This is a genomic window from Chordicoccus furentiruminis (genome assembly GCF_019355395.1).
In the GTDB taxonomy this organism is placed as follows: domain Bacteria; phylum Bacillota; class Clostridia; order Lachnospirales; family Lachnospiraceae; genus Chordicoccus; species Chordicoccus furentiruminis.
The window spans coordinates 2,980,420-3,000,192 of record NZ_CP048829.1 but is presented as its reverse complement, the minus strand read 5'-3'; the positions used below and the strand labels follow the sequence as shown (position 1 = coordinate 3,000,192).

Sequence of the window (19,773 nt, the reverse complement as noted above, 5' to 3'; positions counted from 1 at the left end):
GCGCCCCGGCGCCGTCTTCTTACTGATCCTTCTTTGCCGTAACCGTGAGTGCAAGCTCCTCCAGCTGCTTCGGATCCACCTCGGACGGAGCCTTCATCATCAGATCCGACGCGTCCTTGACCTTCGGGAAGGCGATGACGTCGCGGATTGACTCCGAACCGGAGAACAGCATGATCATCCGGTCAAGCCCGTAGGCAAGACCCGCATGAGGCGGCACTCCGTATTTGAAAGCCGTCAGCAGGAAGCCGAACTGCTCCTCCGCCCTCTCCTTCGTGAAGCCCAGCACCTCCAGCATCTTCTCCTGCACATCGTCCATATGGATACGGACGGAGCCGCCACCCATCTCCACGCCGTTCAGCACGATGTCGTAAGCCTGAGCGCGAACCGAGCCGGGATCCGTATCGATGTTCTTCCAGTCATCTTCGTTGGGCATCGTGAACGGATGATGCATCGCCATGAAGCGGTTCTCCTCGTCCGACCACTCAAGCAGCGGGAAGTCCACCACCCAGACGAAACGGAACGCGTTGCGGTCGATCATTCCGAGCTCGCTTCCGAGATGGAGACGCAGCGCACCCAGCGCGGCGCAGACTACTTTGAAGCGGTCCGCAGCGAAAAGGAGAAGGTCTCCCTTCTCGCCGCCCATTGCAGCGCAGAGTGCCTGAAGCTCCTCTTCCGTCACGAACTTCGAGAAGGAAGCCTTCACGGTGCCGTCGCTCTTCATCTGCACATAGGGCAGCCCCTTCGCGCCGTAGGTCTTCGCCACCTCGACCAGCCGGTCGATCTTCTTGCGGGGCATATCGCCCTGACCCTTCACGTTGAGGCCGCGGATCACGCCGCCGGCGGCCGCCGCGTCGCGGAATACGCCGAAGCCGGAGTCGGCCGCCAGATTCGTCACATCGATGATCTCCATGCCGAACCGGAGATCCGGCTTGTCCGATCCGTAGCGGTCCATCGCGTCCTGCCAGGTGATCTTTCCGATGCCGTGGGCCGCGAGTTCATCGTGGGCCGCCTCGATGCCGTGGATCAGCTCCTCATCCGTAAAACCGAGCTGCCGCATGACATCGGGCATCTTTCCGGTCAAATCCGTCAGGAGGGCGGTGTTGACGTTCATCACGTCCTCCTGATTCACGAAGGAAAGCTCCATGTCAACCTGCGTGAATTCAGGCTGACGGTCCGCCCGCAGATCCTCGTCGCGGTAGCAGCGGGCGATCTGGTAATAACGGTCGAACCCCGAGCACATCAGAAGCTGCTTCAGCAGCTGCGGGCTCTGGGGCAGCGCGTAGAAACACCCCGGATGGACGCGGCTGGGAACCAGATAGTCCCGCGCGCCTTCCGGCGTCGACGCGATCAGAGTCGGCGTCTCGATGTCAAGAAAGCCTTCTCCGGAGAGGAAATCCCGGATCATCTGAACCACGTGGGCCCGGAACATAATCTTACGCTGCAGCTCCGGTCTCCGGAGATCGAGATAACGGTAGGTCAGACGGAGATCCTCTCTCGTGTCGATGCCGTCCTTCACCTCAAAGGGCGGAGTCTGCGCGGTTGAGAGGACTCTCAGTTCCTCCGGAATCACCTCGATCGTCCCCGTCTTCATATGCGGATTCACCGCGCCGGCCCGCTTCGCCACGGTTCCGACCACCGCGACGGCCGACTCCGGCTTGAGGCTTCCCCAGCGTCTGTCGCCGGTGTCCTCCGCAACAATCTGAATCAGTCCCGACCGGTCGCGGAGGACGACAAACGCGATGCCGCCCTTGTTGCGTACGGTCTGGACCCATCCCATCAGAGTGACCTTTTTTCCGATATACGCCTCCGTGACTTCCCCGCACCGGCAGGTGCGCGTCAGTCCCTTCATCGATTCTGCCATACTGTCTGCCTTTCTTCGTCTTCTCTCGTTTCTGATCCGTCCGGCCGCGCTCAGCTGTCTTCTCTGCAGAAGAATTCCCGGATATCCGTGTATCCCTGCGCCGTCAGCTGCTCCTTCTGGAAGCGGCGGTTCTTCTTCATCTGGGAAATATCGACGGCCTTACCCTCCGCACGGAGGCTCATCGCCTCCTTCCAGATCGCCTCCAGCTTCTCAGCCGGCATCCGCTTTTCGACGAGGAACGCAGTCTTCGCGCCTGCGCCGGGCACCGTAAAGCCGCGTTCCATCAGAAGCATGATGATCCGCTCGAACCCGATGGAGAAGCCCACCGCCGGGGTCGGCTGGCCGGTGAATTTCCCGATCATCTCGTCATAGCGACCGCCTCCGCCTACGGATCCGCCGTACTCGTCCATCGCGATCTCGAAGATCGGACCGGTGTAGTAGCTCATGCCGCGCACAAGCGTCGGGTCGTAGACGATGCGGAAATCGCCTGTCTTCACGCTGTTTACCGTCCCGATGATCTCCGGAAGCGGCGAACCCGTCTCCTCCATCAGCGAGTGCGCCTGCCCGCTGATGTTCTCCGAGCCTCCGTCCGTATCAAACTGGCTCAGATAGGCATCCACTTTTTCCTTTGGCCAGGACGCCTCCAGTTCAGAGCGGACGCCGTCCCGCCCGATCTTATCCATCTTGTCGAGAATAATAAAGACCTTCTCGTAGTCCTCCGGCTGAAACCCGGCCCGGTCCGCCATCGCCTTCAGAAGCTTCCGGTCATTGACACGAATCGTGAAGCGGTGAAAGTCCAGCTTCGTCAGCACCGTCGTCGTCGCCAGAATCAGGTCGATCTCAGCCAGATCGCTCGGATCGCCGAGGATGTCGATGTCGCACTGGGTAAACTGGCGGAAGCGCCCCCGCTGCGGGCGGTCGGCGCGGAATACGCTGCCGATCTGAAGCGCTTTGAACGGAGACGGCAGCTCCGCGGCGTGGTTCGCGTAGTACCGCGAAAGCGGCAGCGTCAGATCATACCGGAGACCGCTGTCCGTGACCGCGTCCTCGGTTGTCGGGTGCGAGAGATCCAGCTTTTCTCCCCGCTTCAGAATCTTGAAAATCAGCTTCTCGTTTTCGCCGCCCTGTTTGGAAAGCAGGTTTTCGATATGTTCCACCGCCGGCGTGGCGATGGATGAAAACCCGAAGATCGCGTATGTGCTCCGGATGAGTCCGATCACATAATTCCGGACCGCCATCTCATCCGGCAGAATATCCTTCATGCCCGTAACGGGCTTCTTCGTGAGTGCCATATCTATTTTCCGCCTTTCTGGCGAAAGGCACCGATGGGGTCATGAAAATCGAGGTGCTTTCGCTCTTTCTACTATTCTCAATTCCTGATATCTTTTTCTTGCAGGGTCGGCACACTACAGAGCACGTGGAGGTGAGTGGCGGGGCGGTATAGCGGCCTACCTCGCATATCTATATGTTGCCGGTCATCCTTAAGGCATCAATGAATGGCGCATCTCGTAGCCCGTAAACTTATCTCTTCCGAAGTTGTCTCGATTTCGCCGGATGACCAGTCACCGCCGCTCCTGCAACTACAAAATATCAGGAGGTGTTTTATTGGCTTTTAAAATCTTTCGTTTTAACTGCTGTGGCCTTGATGTCCACAAGACCTGGATCTTTGCCTGCATTGGACTCACGGATGCAAACGGCCGGACAGAATATAAGGAAAAGATGTTTTCCTCTTTCTCCAGAGGTCTGCGGGATCTCGCCGCATGGCTCGCCTCTTACAACTGTACCGATGTATGCATGGAATCTGCCGGCAAGTACTGGATCCCGGTATTCAATGTCCTTGAAAAGACATGCAACGTGATACTTGCTCACCCTAAGTACACCAAACCACAAAAAGGGAATAAGACCGACCGTAAGGACGCGAAGTGGATATGCGATCTGTTCATGTGCGACATGATCAAGCCTTCCTTTATCCCACCCGCCGAGATTCGTCATCTTCGGGATTTAGTGCGGTACCGGTTCAAACTCACCAACATGCTGACAGGTGAGAAGAACCGTGCACAGAATTGTCTGACTGTATCAAACCTCAAACTTGACGATGTCTTCAGCGACGTGTTCGGGAAGTCTTCCAGATCGATTACGGAATACATCCTCGCCCATCCCGGTGAAACCTTTGATGTCACTCCTTTTGTGGATAGAAGATGCAAGACCCCAATTGAAGAAATCCAAGCCGCTGTTGACGGCGCTGTCTCTCCAGAACAGGCTATAAAGCTTCGTCAGTGTCTGGACCACATCGATGAGTTGGAAAAGCACAAGGCAGAAATGGAACGGGAAATCCTTCGCGTTTCTGATCCGTACCTTGACGCTCTCGAACTGATCCGCACTGTCCCCGGTTTCGACAAAAACCCTTTTACGGCGATTCAGATTCTCTCTGAGATTGGCGGCGACATGTCTGTGTTCCCGACAGACAAACATCTTGTTTCCTGGGCAGGATGCTGTCCCCGTAACGATCAAAGCAATTTCAAGATCAAATCCACTCGGATTTCCCGTGCTGGTTCCTATCTTAAACCAGTTTTGGTGCAAGTTGCAAATGCTTTGATCAAATCGAAGAAACATCCGGAGATCACAGAACGTTACCGCCGTATCAAATCCCACCGCGGGCACAAGAAAGCCATCATCGCTGTCTGCCGTATGCTCCTGACCGCTATCTGGCACATACTGACAGATCTGAAGCCGTATACAGCTGAAGGGTATCTTGCTCCGCGGCCTGTGAAGACAGAAAAGATTCTCACTACTTCGCAGGCACTTAATCTGCTGAAGCTCAGAGGCTACGTCATCAAAGACGATCTGCCCGTCACTGCTTCCTGATTAGGTCGTGTCTATATTTGCTTTTCAAAGACCCCTTGAGGGTTTGTTTGCTATGCCCTCTTTACGATATCTAACCGCCTACCTCTTTTTTCAAACTTGTCTCCTTCATCAGTTCCGGCCTGCCGGAAATCTGGCGGCCGCTTCCGCGAGAATGCTCTCGTCCGTTATGGGAAAATGCACCCGGAACCGGGAGGTCCCGCGGTGGACAACCCGCTGGAATGCCAGAAAAATTCTCAGGTCAAAGTGCTTGATCTCGTCGATCATCAGGCTCATCGCCTCATCCGGTTCGAACCGCTCCCGGTATGGGCGGTCTGAAGTCAGCGCAGCGAACACATCGCAGACGCGGATGATCCGCGCGCCAAGCGGAATCGCTTCCCCCACCAGATGATCCGGGTAGCCGCTTCCGTCGAAGTCCTCGTGATGATAGCGCACTGCGTCCAGAACGATGTCGCTGTATCCGAGGTCCTTCAGAATGTTCCACGACAGAACCGGGTGCATGCGGACATATTTCATCTCCTCGATGACAAGGGGGCTCGCGATCTCCTCCCGCCCGTAGAGATAATTGGTCAGCTGCAGTTTTCCGATATCATGAAGCAGGCCCGCCAGCCTCAGCTGATAGGCGGAGTTTTCCGCCAGTCCCAGTTCCGCCGTCAGTTCCCGGACGAGCGAACTGACATACACACCGTGCTCCAGCTCCTCCTTCAGATTGTAATCGATGATTTTCCGGTCGGATCTGCCGCCCGTCTCCGCCGGATTCTTTTCCGCCGCTGCGTTTATCATGCCAACCCGTCCTGATCCTCCTGAGTCTGCCGCTCGTCAGGGAGAAATCCCGAGACAATGCCTTTATTGTATCACACCCGGGCATCCCACGCATTACTCGTGTCCGTTTTTTTGAAAGCCGGCCCGTCACCGGTGTCTTGCGAGATACGTCGTCACATCCTTCGGACTGACGTTCCGTTCGATGCGGCCGTCCGGATAAACAAACTTGGTGGTTGCTCCGGCACCGAACGCGTGGATGGTCTGCATCTCTTCCATGATGAGCACATTGTAAAGGCAGGCGCAGCCGGGACGGGCAAACCCGGTATTTTCGAGATTGCCCCGCATGTTCTTCTGACGGTAGAGGTAATAGGGTTCCATCCCCATCGCCTCCGCCGCGCCGGAGGCGAGATCCATCAGACGCCCTGAATTTTCGAAGACAAGACCGTCGAAGCTGCCGTAATCCGCGTGCGGATCGTTCTCCCTGTCCTCCCGTATCTTCCGCATAAGCCGCGAGGCCCGCTTGATCGCAAGGGAATGAACCGTGAGAGAATCGGGATTCATCCCGCGGATCGCGTCCAGCGTGCGCCGGACATCCTCTTCCTCTTCCCCCGGCAGTCCGAGAATGATGTCCATATTGATATTGTCAAAGCCGGCCTCTCTCGCCATCGCGAAGGCGCGCCGCGTATCTTCCGCCGTATGGCACCGTCCGATATAGGCGAGCGTCCGGTCGTTCATTGTCTGGGGATTCACGCTGATCCTTGTCACGCCGTGACGCTTCAGCACAGCCAGCTTTTCCGGTGTGATGGAATCCGGACGTCCGGCTTCCACCGTGTATTCCCTCGCTGCTTCCAGATCCCAGATCGAATCGATCGCCGTGAGCAGCCGGTCCAGTTCCTCCGGCTCCAGAGCGGTGGGCGTACCTCCGCCGATATAGACCGTGGTCGGCCCCGGCGCGCCTCCCGCGGCGAGAATCTCCTCCTGCCGCTTAAGCATCTCGCGGATCACGGTGTCAATATATCCGCCGATCCGCATACGCCACGCCGAAACGGGGCTGGATGAAAAGGTACAGTAAAGACAAATGGACGGACAGAACGGAACATGCACGTACAGACTGTATGTCTGTCCTCCGGTCTCAAGCGGATCCGTCAGTCTCTTCTCCGTCTCCGCCACGCCGAGCGCAAGAGCGGCCTTCTCCGGAGACACAAGATAAGTCTCGCCGAGATAGCGCAGAATGGACTCCTCCGTGTGTCCCTCCCGCAGCAGCTTCATCGGGATTTTGGTCGGGCGGATCCCGGAGAGCGTTCCCCACGGAAGCGCCGTGCCGGTATAGGCTGTCAGCGTATCATAGATTTCCCTCTTCAGCGCATTTTTGACCGCCGTCCGTTCCCCGCCCTCCGGCACACGGATATCAAGAAGAAGCTCCCACGGGCGGCTGCATTTCTCCGCGTCATCCGCGGTGAAGATGCTGACCTCGTCGTCCGGGAAGAAGCTCTTCACCAGCGAGTGAATATCATACAGGAAATCATGTCTGTCCAGTCGAATGCCGATTGTCAAAATCCGTCCCTCTCCGCTCTCGTCTCAGAATCCTTCCGCCAGCCGCTCCCGGCCGATGGTCGTGCCGGGTCCGTGACCCGGATAAACGGCGGTATCGGGCGGAAGCGCAGTCAGCAGCTTCTCCAGCGTATCCGCCATCGCCTCCGGAGAACCGGTCGGCAGATCGGTCCGCCCATAGCTTCCCCGGAAGACGGTATCCCCCGCGAAAAGCGCGGCGTCGGACGGTACATAGTAGCAGCAGCTGCCGGCGGTATGACCCGGAGAAGCCATGACACGAATTTCGCGCTCCAGCAGCGTCAGCACGTCCCCGTCGCTCAGATACCGGTCCGGCGTGACGGTCACGTCCGTCTGAATAAAGGACGTGTTGAGCCGGCTGTCCGTGAGCATGGGACGCTCATCCTTAAGGATCATCACGGGCGCCTCCGGCCACTCCCGCTTCACGGCAGGCACCGCCAGAATATGATCGTAGTGAGCATGGGTGAGAAGCACCGCGGCCACCTTTGCCTTCTGCCTCCTCACCTCTTCGAGGATCTGCTCCGGCTCGTCGCCCGGATCCACGAGAACGATCTCGTCCCCTTCCTTCCCGTTCTTCAGAAAATAGCAGTTCGTCCCGATCGGGCCGACGCGCATCACGCCGGTCCACAGTGCCTGTTTCATCTCTCAGCCTGTCTTTCTCTCGATATCGACCACATCCGGCACAGCCCGGATCTGCGCGATCAGTTCGCCGAGCTCGTTCACAGAGTGAACCGCAAAGCTCAGTTCCATCGTGGCCATTCCCTGCTTGTTCGTCCGCACGTTCATCTGGTCGATGTCGATCTTCCGCTCCGTGAAGATCCGGGATACATCCACCAGAAGGCCCGTCCGGTTGGACGCGTAGACATTGATTTCCGCGGCATAAGTGCCGCTGTTCTTCTCGTCCTCCGGCACCTGCCACTCCGCGTCGATGAGGCGGACCCGGTCGAGATCCGTCATGTTGATGATATTGACGCAGTCCGTACGGTGAATCGTGACGCCCCGTCCGCGCGTGACGTAGCCGACAATTTCGTCGCCCGGAATCGGACTGCAGCATTTTGCGAAATGCACGGCGACATCATGAATTCCCTTGACGACGATCCCGCCCTTGGAATCCTTCTTTCTGACCAGCGGAAGGCGGTCCTTGTTCTCGGCCGCGGCCTTCATCACCTCGGCGTCCGTCTGCTGCTTCCTGTGGTCCTTCTCGTAAAGGTCGATCAGCTTGTTCATGACCTGACCTTCCTTTAGACCGCCGTGTCCGACGGCTGCGAGCACCGAATCCCAGTCGCGGAAGCCGTATTTCCGCATCACGCCGTCCTGATACTCCGGCTTCGTGACGTCCGAAAGCGCATAGCCTTTGGTCTTCGCGCACTGGGCCATCAGGTCCTTGCCGCGCTCGATATTGTCCGACTTCAATTCCCGCCGGAACCACTGGTTGATCTTCGTCTTGGCCTGCGTGGATTTGACGATCTTCAGCCAGTCGCGGCTCGGGCCCTTCGAATTCTGGGACGTGATGATCTCCACCCGGTCGCCGTTTTTGAGGACATAGTCCACCGGCACAAGCTTGCCGTTGACACGCGCGCCAATCATGCGGTTGCCCACCGCCGAATGGACCGCATAGGCGAAATCGATGGTGCAGGACCCGTTGGGAAGCGTCTTCACGTCTCCCTGCGGCGAGAAGCAGTAAACGCTCTCTGAGAAGAGATCGAGATCGGATTTCAGCAGGGACATGAACTCCTTGTTATCGGAAGAATCCTGCTGCCACTCAAGGATCTGGCGGAGCCACGTGAGCTTCTCCTCCTCCTGATTGCCCTTGACGGCGTGCCCGTTGGAAACCTCCTTGTATTTCCAGTGGGCCGCGATACCGTATTCAGCCACCCGGTGCATCTCGAAAGTCCGGATCTGAATCTCGAAGGGCGTTCCGTCGTTCCCGATGACCGTCGTATGAAGTGACTGGTACATGTTCGGCTTCGGCATCGCGATATAATCCTTGAACCGTCCGGGAATCGGTTTGAAAAGCTCGTGCATAAGTCCCAGAGAGGCGTAGCAGTCGCTCACGGTATTCACGATGATCCGGACCGCAAAAAGATCGTAGATCTGGTCCAGTGTCTTGTCCTGATTGACCATCTTCTTGTAGATGGAGAAGTAATGCTTGACTCTTCCGGTGACCTCTCCTTCGATGCCCGCTTCCCGGACAGCCTTCTGGACCTCCTCCACCAGCGAGTGAATGAATTCCTCTCTCTGGGTCTTGCGTGCGTCCACCTGGGCGACAAGATCCCGGTAGACCTCCGGCTTCCAGTATCGGAGCGCCAGATCGTCCAGCTCGACTTTGATTTTGGAAATGCCGAGCCGCTGGGCGATCGGCGCGTAGATATCCATCGTCTCCCCCGCCTTCTCCAGCTGCTTCTCCCGTCTCATGTACTCAAGAGTCCGCATGTTGTGAAGACGGTCCGCCAGCTTGATGATGATCACCCGGATATCCTTCGCCATCGCGAGGAACATCTTGCGGAGATTCTCTGCCTGAATCTCGACCTTCTCGACCTTGTAGTCCACCTGACCCAGCTTGGTGACGCCGTCCACAAGAAGCGCTACATCGTCGCCGAAGGCGGAGCGGATATCCTCCACGGTCATCGGCGTATCCTCCACCACATCGTGAAGAATGCCGGCCGCGATGGTTTCCTTGTCCATCTCCAGATCCGCGAGAATGATGCCTACGCAGAGCGGATGAATGATGTAAGGCTCGCCCGACTTTCTCACCTGATCCCTGTGAGCCTCGGCTGCGACATGATAGGCCTTTTCGATCATGGACAGATCATCCGACGGATGATAGGCGAGCACGCGCTTCTTCAGCTCTTCGTAAAGAGCGGAAGGCGCCGTAAAATCCGCCGGCGTGCTCAGATCCGGCTCGTCTTTTCTGACCAGTGCATGCGGATCCTTCTTCAGTCCGACGGTCATCTTTGTTTCGTCTGTCCTCGTCTCGCCCATATGCTGTACCTGTCCCTGCCTGCGGAGCGGGAGCTGAAGGCTCCCGCTCCGCAGGATGATGTCTCTTTGCGCAAACATTTCTGTTTCATCTGGCGGGCAGAACATCCCGCACGGCCTGCCGCGCTGCTCTTACTTTCCCGGATAGCAGATGACACTCTCCACGTCGTACTTCGCCAGCCGTTCTCTTCCGTTCAGTCCGTCCAGCTCCATCAGAAAGACCATCCGGACCACCTTGCCTCCGAGCTGCTCCACGAGTTTCGCCGCCGCCTCCACAGTGCCGCCGGTGGCGATCAGATCATCGACAATGACGACCCTGTCGCCCGGCTTCACCGCGTCCCGGTGCATCTCGATGGTCGCCTGACCGTATTCAAGATCATAGGTCTCGGAGACAGTGGCGCAGGGAAGCTTTCCCTTCTTGCGGATCGGGATGAAGGGCTTGTGAAGATTGTAGGCAATCGGCATGCCGAAGATGAAGCCTCTGGACTCAAGACCGGCGATGCTGTCATATTCGACGCCCTTCAGTTTTTCCTGCATCTCGTCGATGGCCATCGCCAGTCCGTCCGGATCCTGCAGGATCGACGTAATATCGCGGAACATGATGCCCGGCTGCGGAAAGTCGGGAATCGTTCTCACATAGTCTTCCACTTTTTCTCTGATCATATCATGTACTCCTTCGGATGCCCGCCGCGGACCTTATACGCCGCATGCCGGGGATATTTTGATGATCCGGTCATGCCGGTTCAGAATGTAACTATAGCACGAAACAGACATGCGTAAAAGATGCTTGCCGGAAACTTACTGAAAGTGCGTGACGACCAGCTGAATCCTTCGATGTCCCATATACTCGTTGATCTCCGGTTCATAGACAATCGAGAGCACCGGATCCTCCGCGATCCGCTCCGCAAGCGCATCGACATTCCGGAAGCAGATCGCATCCAGCGGACGTCCCTTGGCGGAAGGCTGGAATCCGAGGCGGTCCGGATCCGCGTCCTCAGGGGACTCAAGAGAGCGCACCCGCATCCGGAGAAGGGAGTGGCGCGCGCCGAAAATCCGGGGATGCTCGCAGAAGACGTACTTCTCTCCGAACATCGGCTTCGGGTTCGCCTTTCCGAATGGCGCGAGGAGCTCCAGATCCCGGATCAGCTTTTCGCTGACGGACTCGACTGGCAGAATGGCGTCCATCAGCACCTTCGGCGTAAGGTCACTCTCCGTCAGGCCGCAGTCCTCGTTCAGACGCCGTCTCAGTTCTCCGACCTTCTCCTCCTTCAGCGTCAGCCCGGCCGCCATCGGATGGCCTCCGAAGCGGAGAAGCAGATCCTTCACTTTCACAAGACCCTCGAACATATTGTAGCTCTCAATGGAGCGGCCGGAGCCCTTCACGCCCTCCTCCGCCCTTGTGAGAACCAGGGCCGGCCGGGAGTAGGCTTCCCGGATCCGTCCCGCGATGATGCCGGCGATGCTCTCATGAACCTCCGGAAGAAAGACGACGAGAATCCGGTCGTCTTCCATCCCATGCGCTTCAATCATCCGCTTCGCCTGAACGGTTCCGGTTTCGGTCATCGCCTTCCGGCTGTCGTTGAGCGCCTTCAGCTCGCCCGCCAGACGCTTCGCGCGGGCCGCATCCGGCGCTTCCAGCAGCTGTGCGGCCCGCATCGCCGTGTCGAGCCGGCCGCTCGCGTTGAGGCAGGGACCGAGCACAAAGCCGATCTGGTAGGTGTCGGCGTTCGCCAGCGACACGCCCTGCGCTTCGGCGAGTGCGATGAGTCCCGGATTGTCAGTGCTCCGGAGTCGTTTAAGTCCCTCCTTCACAATGATCCGGTTCTCACCGGTGAGGTCCACAATATCCCCCACCGTCGCGAACGCCGCGTACTGCAGCATATCCATGCCGGGATCCCCGCCGAGGGCGAGGATCAGCTTCCACGCCACGGCGGCTCCGCAGAGCTGGAGGGTGGAGGACGTATCGTCCTTCCGCTTCGGATCCACCACCGCGTCCGCCTCCGGGAGCTCCAGCACCTCGTGATGGTCGGTGACGATGATCGTCATCCCCTTCTCCTTCGCGAGACGAACCGCCTCCAGCGCGGCGATTCCGTTGTCGCAGGTGACGATCGTATCGATTCCTTCTTCCGACGCCTCGCCGATCATCGAAGGGTTCAGCCCGTAGCCGTCCGTGATCCGGTTCGGGATCCTGACGTCAGCGTCCGCGCCCAGTTCCGTAAGTCCCCGTTTTAATATGTAGGAAGCCATCACGCCGTCGATGTCATAGTCGCCGATCACGCGGATCCTTGCACCGGACGCGATCTTCCGTTTCAGAATCGCCGCTGCGCGGTCCATGTCCTTCAGTTCGAACGGATCGCGCAGACCGGAAAGATCGCCGTGAAGAAACGTCTCCATCTCCGCGCGCGTTCTCAGTCCCCGGCTTAAGAGAATCCCCGCCACGACGGGATCGATCCCGAGAGCCTCCGCTGCTGCTGCCGCGCCCTCCTGCGGCTTTCTGTATGTCCATCGTTCTCTTGTCTTTTCCATTCCGTCCCTTCTCTCCGGATAAGGAAAAGCCATGCAAACGATCTGCATGGCCTTTCGCTTCTTACTATCATGATTGTCCGGACTTTTTTCTCTTCTTCTTGCGGATCACGTTCGGGTTGCCGGCGCTGCGCACCGCGTTCTCCGGGAGGGCTCCTCCTTCTTCGGAAGCCGGTCCGGCGTTTTCGGCTGCGCGTGCCGCCTTCATGGCCGCCTTCTCGCGCATCGCCCGGTATGCCTTCGCATCCCGGCCGAAATGCGTCCGCATCCAGAACCAGAGCGGCCCGGTCAGGAAGACCGAGGAGCAGGCGCCGGCGAGGATACCTACCATCATCGGAAGCGTGAACTCCTTGATGGAAGAGACGCCCATCAGATAGAGGACGAGGATGGAGGAGAACGTCGTCAGGTTGGTGAAGATGCTCCGGGTCAGCGTGACGTTGACCGCCTTATCCACCAGTTCCTCCAGATCACCGTCCTTCGGCAGCGACGGAAGCGTCTCACGGATCCGGTCGAAGATGACGATCGTCGAGTTGATGGAATAGCCGAGGATCGTCAGCATGACCGCGATGAAGGAATTGCCCACCGAAACACGGAGGATGGCGTAGGCCATCAACGTGATCGTCACGTCATGGCAGAGCGCCAGCACGGAGGAAGTCGCGAAGCGAATGTCCTTGAAGCGGATGAAGATATACAGGAGCATCAGGATGACCGCGATGATCACGGCTGTGATGGCGTTTCTCCGCATCTCCTTGCCGACGGTCGCCGAGATGGACTCCGCCTTGATGCTCGTCGCGTCAACCTTGAATGCGTCGGCCAGACTCTGGTCCAGCGCCTCCCGCTCGTCCGCGTTCAGCGTTCTCGTCTTGATGATGACCTCATTGGACCCGACTACCTTCTGCATCGAGACGTTTGCGTCGCCGGTCACCTTCATCACCACCGGCTTCACCTGACTGTCCAGCTCCCTGAGAGACAGATTGTCGTTAAAGGCAACCGTCGTCGAGGTGCCGCCGAGGAACTCCAGCGAATAGTTGAGAGCCCGCTGTCCCTTCGCATGATGATAGATCATACAGCCGGCGCCGACTGCGACGATGCAGAGCGCCACCGTCAGATACTTCAGCCAGTTCTTCACGAACCGGATATGCGTTTCCTTCTTCCGTCTCGCCCACAGCTTCTCGCTGCGGGAGCCGAAGGCATACACGGAGTTCACGATCAGTCTCGTGATGATGAGCGCCGTGAACATCGACAGCGCGACGCCCAGCGCCAGCGTCATCGCAAAGCCCTTGATCGAGCCTGTCCCGAGAACCCCCAGCACAGCGGCGGCGATCAGCGTCGTGATGTTGCCGTCGAGAATCGCGCTCATCGCCTTGTGAAAGGCCGCTTGGATCGCCCCGTGCAGCGACGTGCCCGCCGTCATTTCCTCCTGCAGACGGGAGAAGATGATGACGTTGGCGTCCACCGCCATACCGATCGAAAGAATGATGCCGGCGATACCGGGCAGCGTCAGCGTAAGGTCAAAGGCGTTGAGCAGGATCAGCATCAGCGCCGTGTAGAGCACCAGCGCGAACGAAGCGATCAGACCCGGAAGCAGGTACGCGACGGTCATGATGATCATGACCAGCAGAAGTCCGACAGCACCGCCGATCAGCGAGGTGTGAATCGCCTCCTGTCCCAGCTGGGCGCCGACCACGTTGGACCGGATCTCGTTCAGCGTCACCTTCAGTCCGCCGATTCGGATGTAGGAGGCAAGCTCCTTGGCCTCATCGATCGTACTCATGCCCTCGATGACGGCCTTGCCGTTTGTGATGGCGGCATTGACCTTCGGCACCGAGACGAAGGAGCCGTCATAGTAGATGCCGATGGACTCCCCGGCCGCGTATGCCTTCGTCGTCGCGTCAGCGAACTTCTTCGTGCCGTCCTTCGTGAAGCTGAGCTCAACCACATACTCATTGTTCTTGGTTGTCGAATTCTGCTGCACACCGCCCTGGGCGTCCGCCACGTCCGATCCCTCGCAGACAATGGATCCGTCCTTCTCCAGCTCCTTGATCGTCTTGTTGTTCAGCTTATACCCGCCGGTCGTGCTGTCGTAGGAATAGTTCTGGTTTCCGTCCGGGTCCGTCTGAGCGATGAAGTACAGTGATCCCGGCGTGCCGAGATCCTTCAGAATCTTCGTCGCGTCCGAGACGCCCGGGATCTCCACGGTGATCCGGTTAGCCCCCTCGCGGTAGACGTTGGCCTCGGTGGAATACTGATCGACACGCTTCTGCATCTTGAGGACCGTGTCGTCCATATCGGTGGATGACGGATTGTCCTCGTCCGCCTCGTACGTGATCGAGACGCCGCCCGACAGATCGAGGCCGGTATGGATGTTCCGCATAGCGCCGGTGCCGGTCGGGCCCCAGCCTGCGATGGCTGTGTAGACCGCGAGAACCGTCACGACAACCAGCGCAATGAATGTGATGATGCCGTTTCTCTTTTTCATGGTGTGACTGTCTCCTTGCTCCATTTCAGGGTCTGTTTCGCCGGAACCGCCTCTGCGGCCCCGCCGGGCACAGTCTGAGCCCGCAAACACGGAGTTCATTATAACATACACCCACACGCTGTACAAGAATCGCGGAATCGTTTTCCCTTTCGGCTTACGATTGCATTTTCATCATGATTTCAGTAAACTTAAGGAAAAGGAGGCGCCTGTTCCCGTACATCCGATATGAATACTGCATTCCAGTTCGCGATTCTGATCCTGCTTCTTCTGCTGTCCGCGTTCTTCTCGTCATCCGAGACCGCCCTCACCACCGTCAACCGCATCCGGATGGAGGCGCTGGCCCAGGAGGGAAACCGGAGGGCCGAAACCGTTCTCCGCATCACGGACAACCGCTCGAAGATGCTCTCCACCATCCTGATCGGCAACAACATCGTCAATATCTCGGCGACCGCGCTTTCCACCTCGCTGGCAATCCGTCTTTTCGGAAACGCCGCCGTCTCGGCCGCGACCGGAATTCTCACCGTGCTCGTGATCATTTTCGGCGAGATCGCCCCGAAGAATCTCGCTGCCGTCAACGCGGAGCGGCTTTCCCTCTCCTTCGGCGGCGTCATTCTCATTCTGATGCGTCTGCTCACACCGGTGATCTTCGTCGTGGAGAAGATGGCTCGGGGCGTGGTCCGTCTCTTCGGCGTCGATCCGGACGCGAAGCCTTCCATGACCGAGACCGAGCTCCGCGCGCTGGTGAATGCCTCCGAGGAGGACGGCGTCATCGAACGGGATGAAAAGGACATGATCAACAATGTGGTCGATCTGCAGGACACGGTCGCGCGGGAAATTATGATTCCCCGCATCGACATGACGGAGGTTCCCGTCACGGCATCCTACGACGAGCTGATCGATGTCTTCCGAAGGCATCACTTCACCCGGATGCCGGTCTTCGAGGACAAGGCGGAGAACGTGGTCGGCGTCGTCAACGTGAAGGATCTGCTTCTGACCGACCGGGATCATTTCGATATCCGGCGCGTGCTGCTGAAGCCCTACTTCACCTACGAAACCAAGAACATCTCCGATCTGCTCGATGAGATGAGGCTCAATTCGCTGAACCTCGTCATCGTGCTCGACGAATACGGAAACGCTTCCGGCATGATCACCATGGAGGATGTGCTGGAGGAGATCGTCGGCGACATCCACGACGAGTACAGCGACCGGGACGCCGAGGAAATCACCGTCATTCAGGAGGGACGCGAATACTCCTGTCTCGGTTCCGCGGACATCGATGACGTGAACAAAGCTACCGGCCTCGAGATGGAGTCGGAGGACTATGACACGATCGGAGGCTACGTCATCGAGCACTCCGACGACAAGCTTCCCAAGGTGGGCGAGTGCATCGTCCTTGAAGACGGCACCCGGCTCATCGTCGAAGCGGTGCGCAAGAACCGGATCATGCGGGTGCATATTTTTCTGGCGGATCCGGCGCAGCAGGAAACGGCCGATGCCTGACACCGGCCGGAGAAGAAGGGAGGATCCCCAATGCTCTATTTCATTCTGAATCCGAAAGCCCGATCGAAGGGAAGCGGCGAAGTATGGCCGGAGATCAGCCGCGTACTCCATCAGCAGGCGATTCCTCATCAGGTGCTGGCGACCCGCTACGAAGGCCACGCGGGAGAACTGGCGCGCGCCGTCTCCGAAAAGGACCCGCTGGCGACTGTTGTCGCGGTCGGCGGCGACGGATCGATCCACGAAATCATCAGCGGCCTGACGAATCTCTCCACCGTCACGCTGGGCGTGATCCCCTGCGGTTCCGCCAACGACTTCGCCCGGGGAATGGGGATTCCCTCTGAGATTGGCCGGGCTCTCCGGACGCTTCTGGACCGCGCGCATGTGGTCAGAATCGATCTGGGGATTGCGGAAAAGGACGGCCGCAAGAGCCGTTTTGCCGTCAGCTGCGGCATCGGGTTTGACGCCGCCGTCTGCCACGAGGCTCTGGCCTCCCGCATGAAGGATTCCCTGAACGGTCTTGGCCTCGGCCGGCTCACCTATTCGGCGATCGCGGCGAAGCAGATCGCGCTTTATGAACCCGAAACGGTCACCATCGAAACGGACGGCGGACGGAGCTTCCGTTTCGATGATGTGTACTTTGTCGCCGCGATGAACCAGCGCTGCGAAGGCGGCGGACTGATGCTGACGCCGAAGGCCCGTCCGGACGACGGCGTGCTGGATCTTTTTGTCTGCGGCGGTCTGACCCGGGCCGGCCTGATCGGCTCGATTCCGGCGACACGTACCGGAAGCCACACGCATATTCCCGGTCCCCGGTACCTCCGCTGCCGTACGGCCGTCATCCGTACCGGAAAGCCGCGCCCGATCCATCTCGACGGCGAATCAGGCGGTATCGGAAACGCGCTGTCCGTCTCTCTCCTTCCGGAACGGCTTCAGGTCATCACCGCGTAAGAGACGGTTTCTGCGATCTCACAGGACGGCGCCGTGCAATCCGCACGGCGCCGTCTCTTAACGTATTCCGTATTTCAGTTAAATCCGTAGTACTTCTGCACCAGCTGATACCCGCGGACCGCCATATCCCGTCCCGGCTTCCCGGGCAGATTCAGCGCGCGGCCAAGCACACTGTGGCGGATCCGGAGGAACAGCATCAGATCCTTCCTCTTCAGATAATCCCAGATTTCTTTCTTTTCCCTCAGCGCCTCCTCCGAGCCGATGCGGAGCAGCAGGATGCTCGTCACGCTCATGATGATGCCGAGATCATGGATGATGTAGTTCATCTGCTGCTTCTTTCTGAGCAGGTCCGGCCGGTAGCTGTCGATCATGATCCGGGTCACGCGAAGCTGCTGATCCATCCGCTTCACCATGACTTCCTCGTTCACCGACTGATCCGCGCGGCCGATAAAATAGCGGTACAGCGGCACATTGAGATAATACATCGTCTTCACGTACATCATCGGCTGATACGCGTAGATATTGTCTACATAGAAAGTATGCTCCGGCAGCTGCAGTCCGCAGGAGCGGAGAAGGTCCGTCCGGTATGTGAGGGAATGCATCAGCACGTACCGGTGGGCGTTGAGCGGCTTGATCACCTCGTCCCATGTGAAGATCCTGTTCTCGGGGAATGAGCCCACATAGCGCATGCCGTGCTTCCGTTTCGCCCCCTGCTTCTCATAAATGTAGTTGCTGATCAGCACGTCCAGCGTTTCCGGACCCGAGATGCAGGTGCGGAGCGCATCGAGCACCTGCATGTAGGAATCATAGTCCAGCCAGTCATCGCTGTCACAGACCTTGAAATAGATACCCTGGGCTTCACGGATTCCGGTGTTGACCGCGCCGCCGTGTCCCTTATTCTCCTGATGGATGGCCCGGACGATGCCCGGAAAACGCCTTTCATAATCTTTCGCGATCGCCAGCGTCCCGTCAGTCGAGCCGTCGTCGATGATGAGCACCTCCACGTCCTCACCGCCGAGTACAGCATGATCAACGGCCTTCTTCATATAGGCCGCCGAATTGTAGCAGGGTATTGCCACACTGAGAATCTTCATCGCCCGTTCCTTTCCTCTTGTTCTTCTTCACGGCTCTTTCCTTTGCCGGGGAAGACATGGATCAGTTTCGCGTATGCGGAAAATGCAGCCGGCAGCGGACGCTCGCCCGAAAGTTCCTTCGCATCCGCAAAAATCCAGTCACGTCCGTGCGCGGACCGTCCCCTCTCCCCGGATAACGCGCCGATCCGTATCTCGTATCCGGTCATACGCCACTCTACATGGGAGAATAGATGACGTGCTGCCGGCAGCGGCCGTATTCTCAGTGCATCATACCCGTTTTCGGATGTATATGCAACCGCCTGTTCCGCCGTCAGCTCTCCCCTGACATTGGGAAATTCGTACATACCGGCCAGCAGCCCGCTGTCCGGCCGTTTCCGGACTGCCGTCAGCTCTCCGCTCCTCACAAGAAGCACCGTCCTGCGCTCGATCCTCCGCTCCGTCTTCTTTTCACGGATCGGCAGGACGCCCGCGAGACCCCTGCGTTCCGCTCCGCAGAAGGGACGCACCGGACACGCTTCGCAGAGAGGCTTTTCTCCCGGAAGGCAGAGAAGTGCACCCAGTTCAATCAGCGCCTGATTGAAGTCACCGGCTGCATTTTCATGAAATGCGCCCGGGTGATCCTGACCGGACGTCCGGGCGGCAGGCAGCGTCTGCATCAGCCCGGCAATATCCCGTTCAGCTTCCTTCTTTACGGAAGGAAGAAGAATATTGCGGTCATCCGCCGTCATTCTCGCCCAGACCCTGAGCACATTGCCGTCCACCGCCGGCACTCTCTCGCCGAAGGCGATGGACGCAACCGCGCCGGCTGTATAAGATCCGATACCGGGAAGCTTCTCCATCTCCTCCTTCGTCCGGGGAAAGGCCCCTTTGAAGTCCTCCACAACAGTCCGGGCAGCCCGCTGCATGTTCCGTACGCGGCTGTAATAGCCGAGTCCCTCCCAGAGTTTGAGCAGCCGCTCCTCATCCGCTTCCGCCAGCGCCGAAAGATCCGGCAGAGCTTCAAGGAAGCGCTGATAGTACGCCTTCACCGACTCCACCCTCGTCTGCTGCAGCATAATCTCAGAAACCCAGATCCGGTACGGATCGGAAGTATGACGCCACGGAAGATCCCGCCGGTTTGCGCGGTACCAGTCCGTCAGCGGCTTTACAATTTCAGCATTCATTTGATATACTCCGGTTCGGCAGGCATCATGAAA

The 19,773-nt window shown here is 58.5% G+C and carries 14 protein-coding genes; 3 read left to right on the top strand and 11 right to left on the bottom strand.

Annotation, left to right across the window (positions count from 1 at the left end; translation table 11 throughout):
* Nucleotides 1-19: 19 nt before the first annotated feature.
* Both aspS and hisS read right to left on the bottom strand, forming a co-directional pair.
* Nucleotides 20-1,861, bottom strand: coding sequence for an aspartate--tRNA ligase (gene aspS, locus G4C92_RS13685; RefSeq protein WP_274940378.1), 1,842 nt, complete (start codon nucleotides 1,859-1,861; stop codon nucleotides 20-22).
* A 50-nt stretch (nucleotides 1,862-1,911) separates the two neighbouring features.
* On the bottom strand, nucleotides 1,912-3,153 hold the full coding sequence (gene hisS, locus G4C92_RS13680) for a histidine--tRNA ligase (RefSeq protein ID WP_274940377.1): 1,242 nt from the start codon (nucleotides 3,151-3,153) through the stop codon (nucleotides 1,912-1,914).
* Between the two features lie 313 nt (nucleotides 3,154-3,466).
* Here hisS and G4C92_RS13675 point away from each other — a divergent pair, with 313 nt between their 5' ends.
* Entirely contained in the window at nucleotides 3,467-4,726 is a 1,260-nt protein-coding gene (locus G4C92_RS13675) for an IS110 family RNA-guided transposase (protein WP_274939340.1), read from the top strand.
* Between the two features lie 108 nt (nucleotides 4,727-4,834).
* Here G4C92_RS13675 and G4C92_RS13670 read toward each other — a convergent pair whose 3' ends face one another.
* The 7 genes from G4C92_RS13670 to secD form a co-directional block, all read right to left on the bottom strand.
* Nucleotides 4,835-5,506 (bottom strand): HD-GYP domain-containing protein, encoded by a 672-nt coding sequence (locus G4C92_RS13670; protein ID WP_274940376.1) that lies wholly within the window; start codon nucleotides 5,504-5,506, stop codon nucleotides 4,835-4,837.
* A gap of 126 nt (nucleotides 5,507-5,632) precedes the next feature.
* Nucleotides 5,633-7,039 carry a coproporphyrinogen dehydrogenase HemZ gene (hemZ, locus tag G4C92_RS13665; RefSeq protein WP_274940375.1) on the bottom strand — a complete coding sequence of 469 codons (1,407 nt, stop codon included), beginning with the start codon at nucleotides 7,037-7,039 and terminating at the stop codon, nucleotides 5,633-5,635.
* Between the two features lie 24 nt (nucleotides 7,040-7,063).
* Entirely contained in the window at nucleotides 7,064-7,696 is a 633-nt protein-coding gene (locus tag G4C92_RS13660) for an MBL fold metallo-hydrolase (protein WP_274940374.1), read from the bottom strand.
* Between the two features lie 3 nt (nucleotides 7,697-7,699).
* The gene (locus G4C92_RS13655) at nucleotides 7,700-10,006 is read right to left on the bottom strand and encodes a RelA/SpoT family protein (RefSeq protein WP_274942022.1); all 2,307 of its coding nucleotides are present in this window, start codon (nucleotides 10,004-10,006) and stop codon (nucleotides 7,700-7,702) included.
* 159 nt (nucleotides 10,007-10,165) lie between these two features.
* The gene (locus G4C92_RS13650) at nucleotides 10,166-10,696 is read right to left on the bottom strand and encodes an adenine phosphoribosyltransferase (protein ID WP_274940373.1); all 531 of its coding nucleotides are present in this window, start codon (nucleotides 10,694-10,696) and stop codon (nucleotides 10,166-10,168) included.
* Between the two features lie 135 nt (nucleotides 10,697-10,831).
* Complete coding sequence (recJ, locus tag G4C92_RS13645) at nucleotides 10,832-12,559, bottom strand: single-stranded-DNA-specific exonuclease RecJ (RefSeq protein ID WP_274940372.1); 1,728 nt, start codon at nucleotides 12,557-12,559, stop codon at nucleotides 10,832-10,834.
* Nucleotides 12,560-12,626: 67 nt separating this feature from the next.
* A complete protein-coding gene (gene secD / locus G4C92_RS13640) occupies nucleotides 12,627-15,035 on the bottom strand; it encodes a protein translocase subunit SecD (protein ID WP_274940371.1) in 2,409 nt (802 codons plus the stop codon).
* Between the two features lie 225 nt (nucleotides 15,036-15,260).
* Between secD and G4C92_RS13635 the strand changes: the two genes are divergently transcribed.
* The gene (locus G4C92_RS13635; RefSeq protein ID WP_274940370.1) at nucleotides 15,261-16,535 is read left to right on the top strand and encodes an HlyC/CorC family transporter; all 1,275 of its coding nucleotides are present in this window, start codon (nucleotides 15,261-15,263) and stop codon (nucleotides 16,533-16,535) included.
* Nucleotides 16,536-16,565: 30 nt separating this feature from the next.
* On the top strand, nucleotides 16,566-17,483 hold the full coding sequence (locus tag G4C92_RS13630) for a diacylglycerol/lipid kinase family protein (protein ID WP_274940369.1): 918 nt from the start codon (nucleotides 16,566-16,568) through the stop codon (nucleotides 17,481-17,483).
* Nucleotides 17,484-17,557: 74 nt separating this feature from the next.
* Here G4C92_RS13630 and G4C92_RS13625 read toward each other — a convergent pair whose 3' ends face one another.
* Together G4C92_RS13625 and G4C92_RS13620 are read right to left on the bottom strand one after the other, a co-directional pair.
* Nucleotides 17,558-18,577 (bottom strand): glycosyltransferase family 2 protein, encoded by a 1,020-nt coding sequence (locus G4C92_RS13625; protein WP_274940368.1) that lies wholly within the window; start codon nucleotides 18,575-18,577, stop codon nucleotides 17,558-17,560.
* The gene (locus tag G4C92_RS13620; protein ID WP_274940367.1) at nucleotides 18,574-19,740 is read right to left on the bottom strand and encodes an A/G-specific adenine glycosylase; all 1,167 of its coding nucleotides are present in this window, start codon (nucleotides 19,738-19,740) and stop codon (nucleotides 18,574-18,576) included. The genes G4C92_RS13625 and G4C92_RS13620 overlap by 4 nt, the downstream gene beginning before the upstream one ends.
* Between the last annotated feature and the right edge of the window lie 33 nt (nucleotides 19,741-19,773).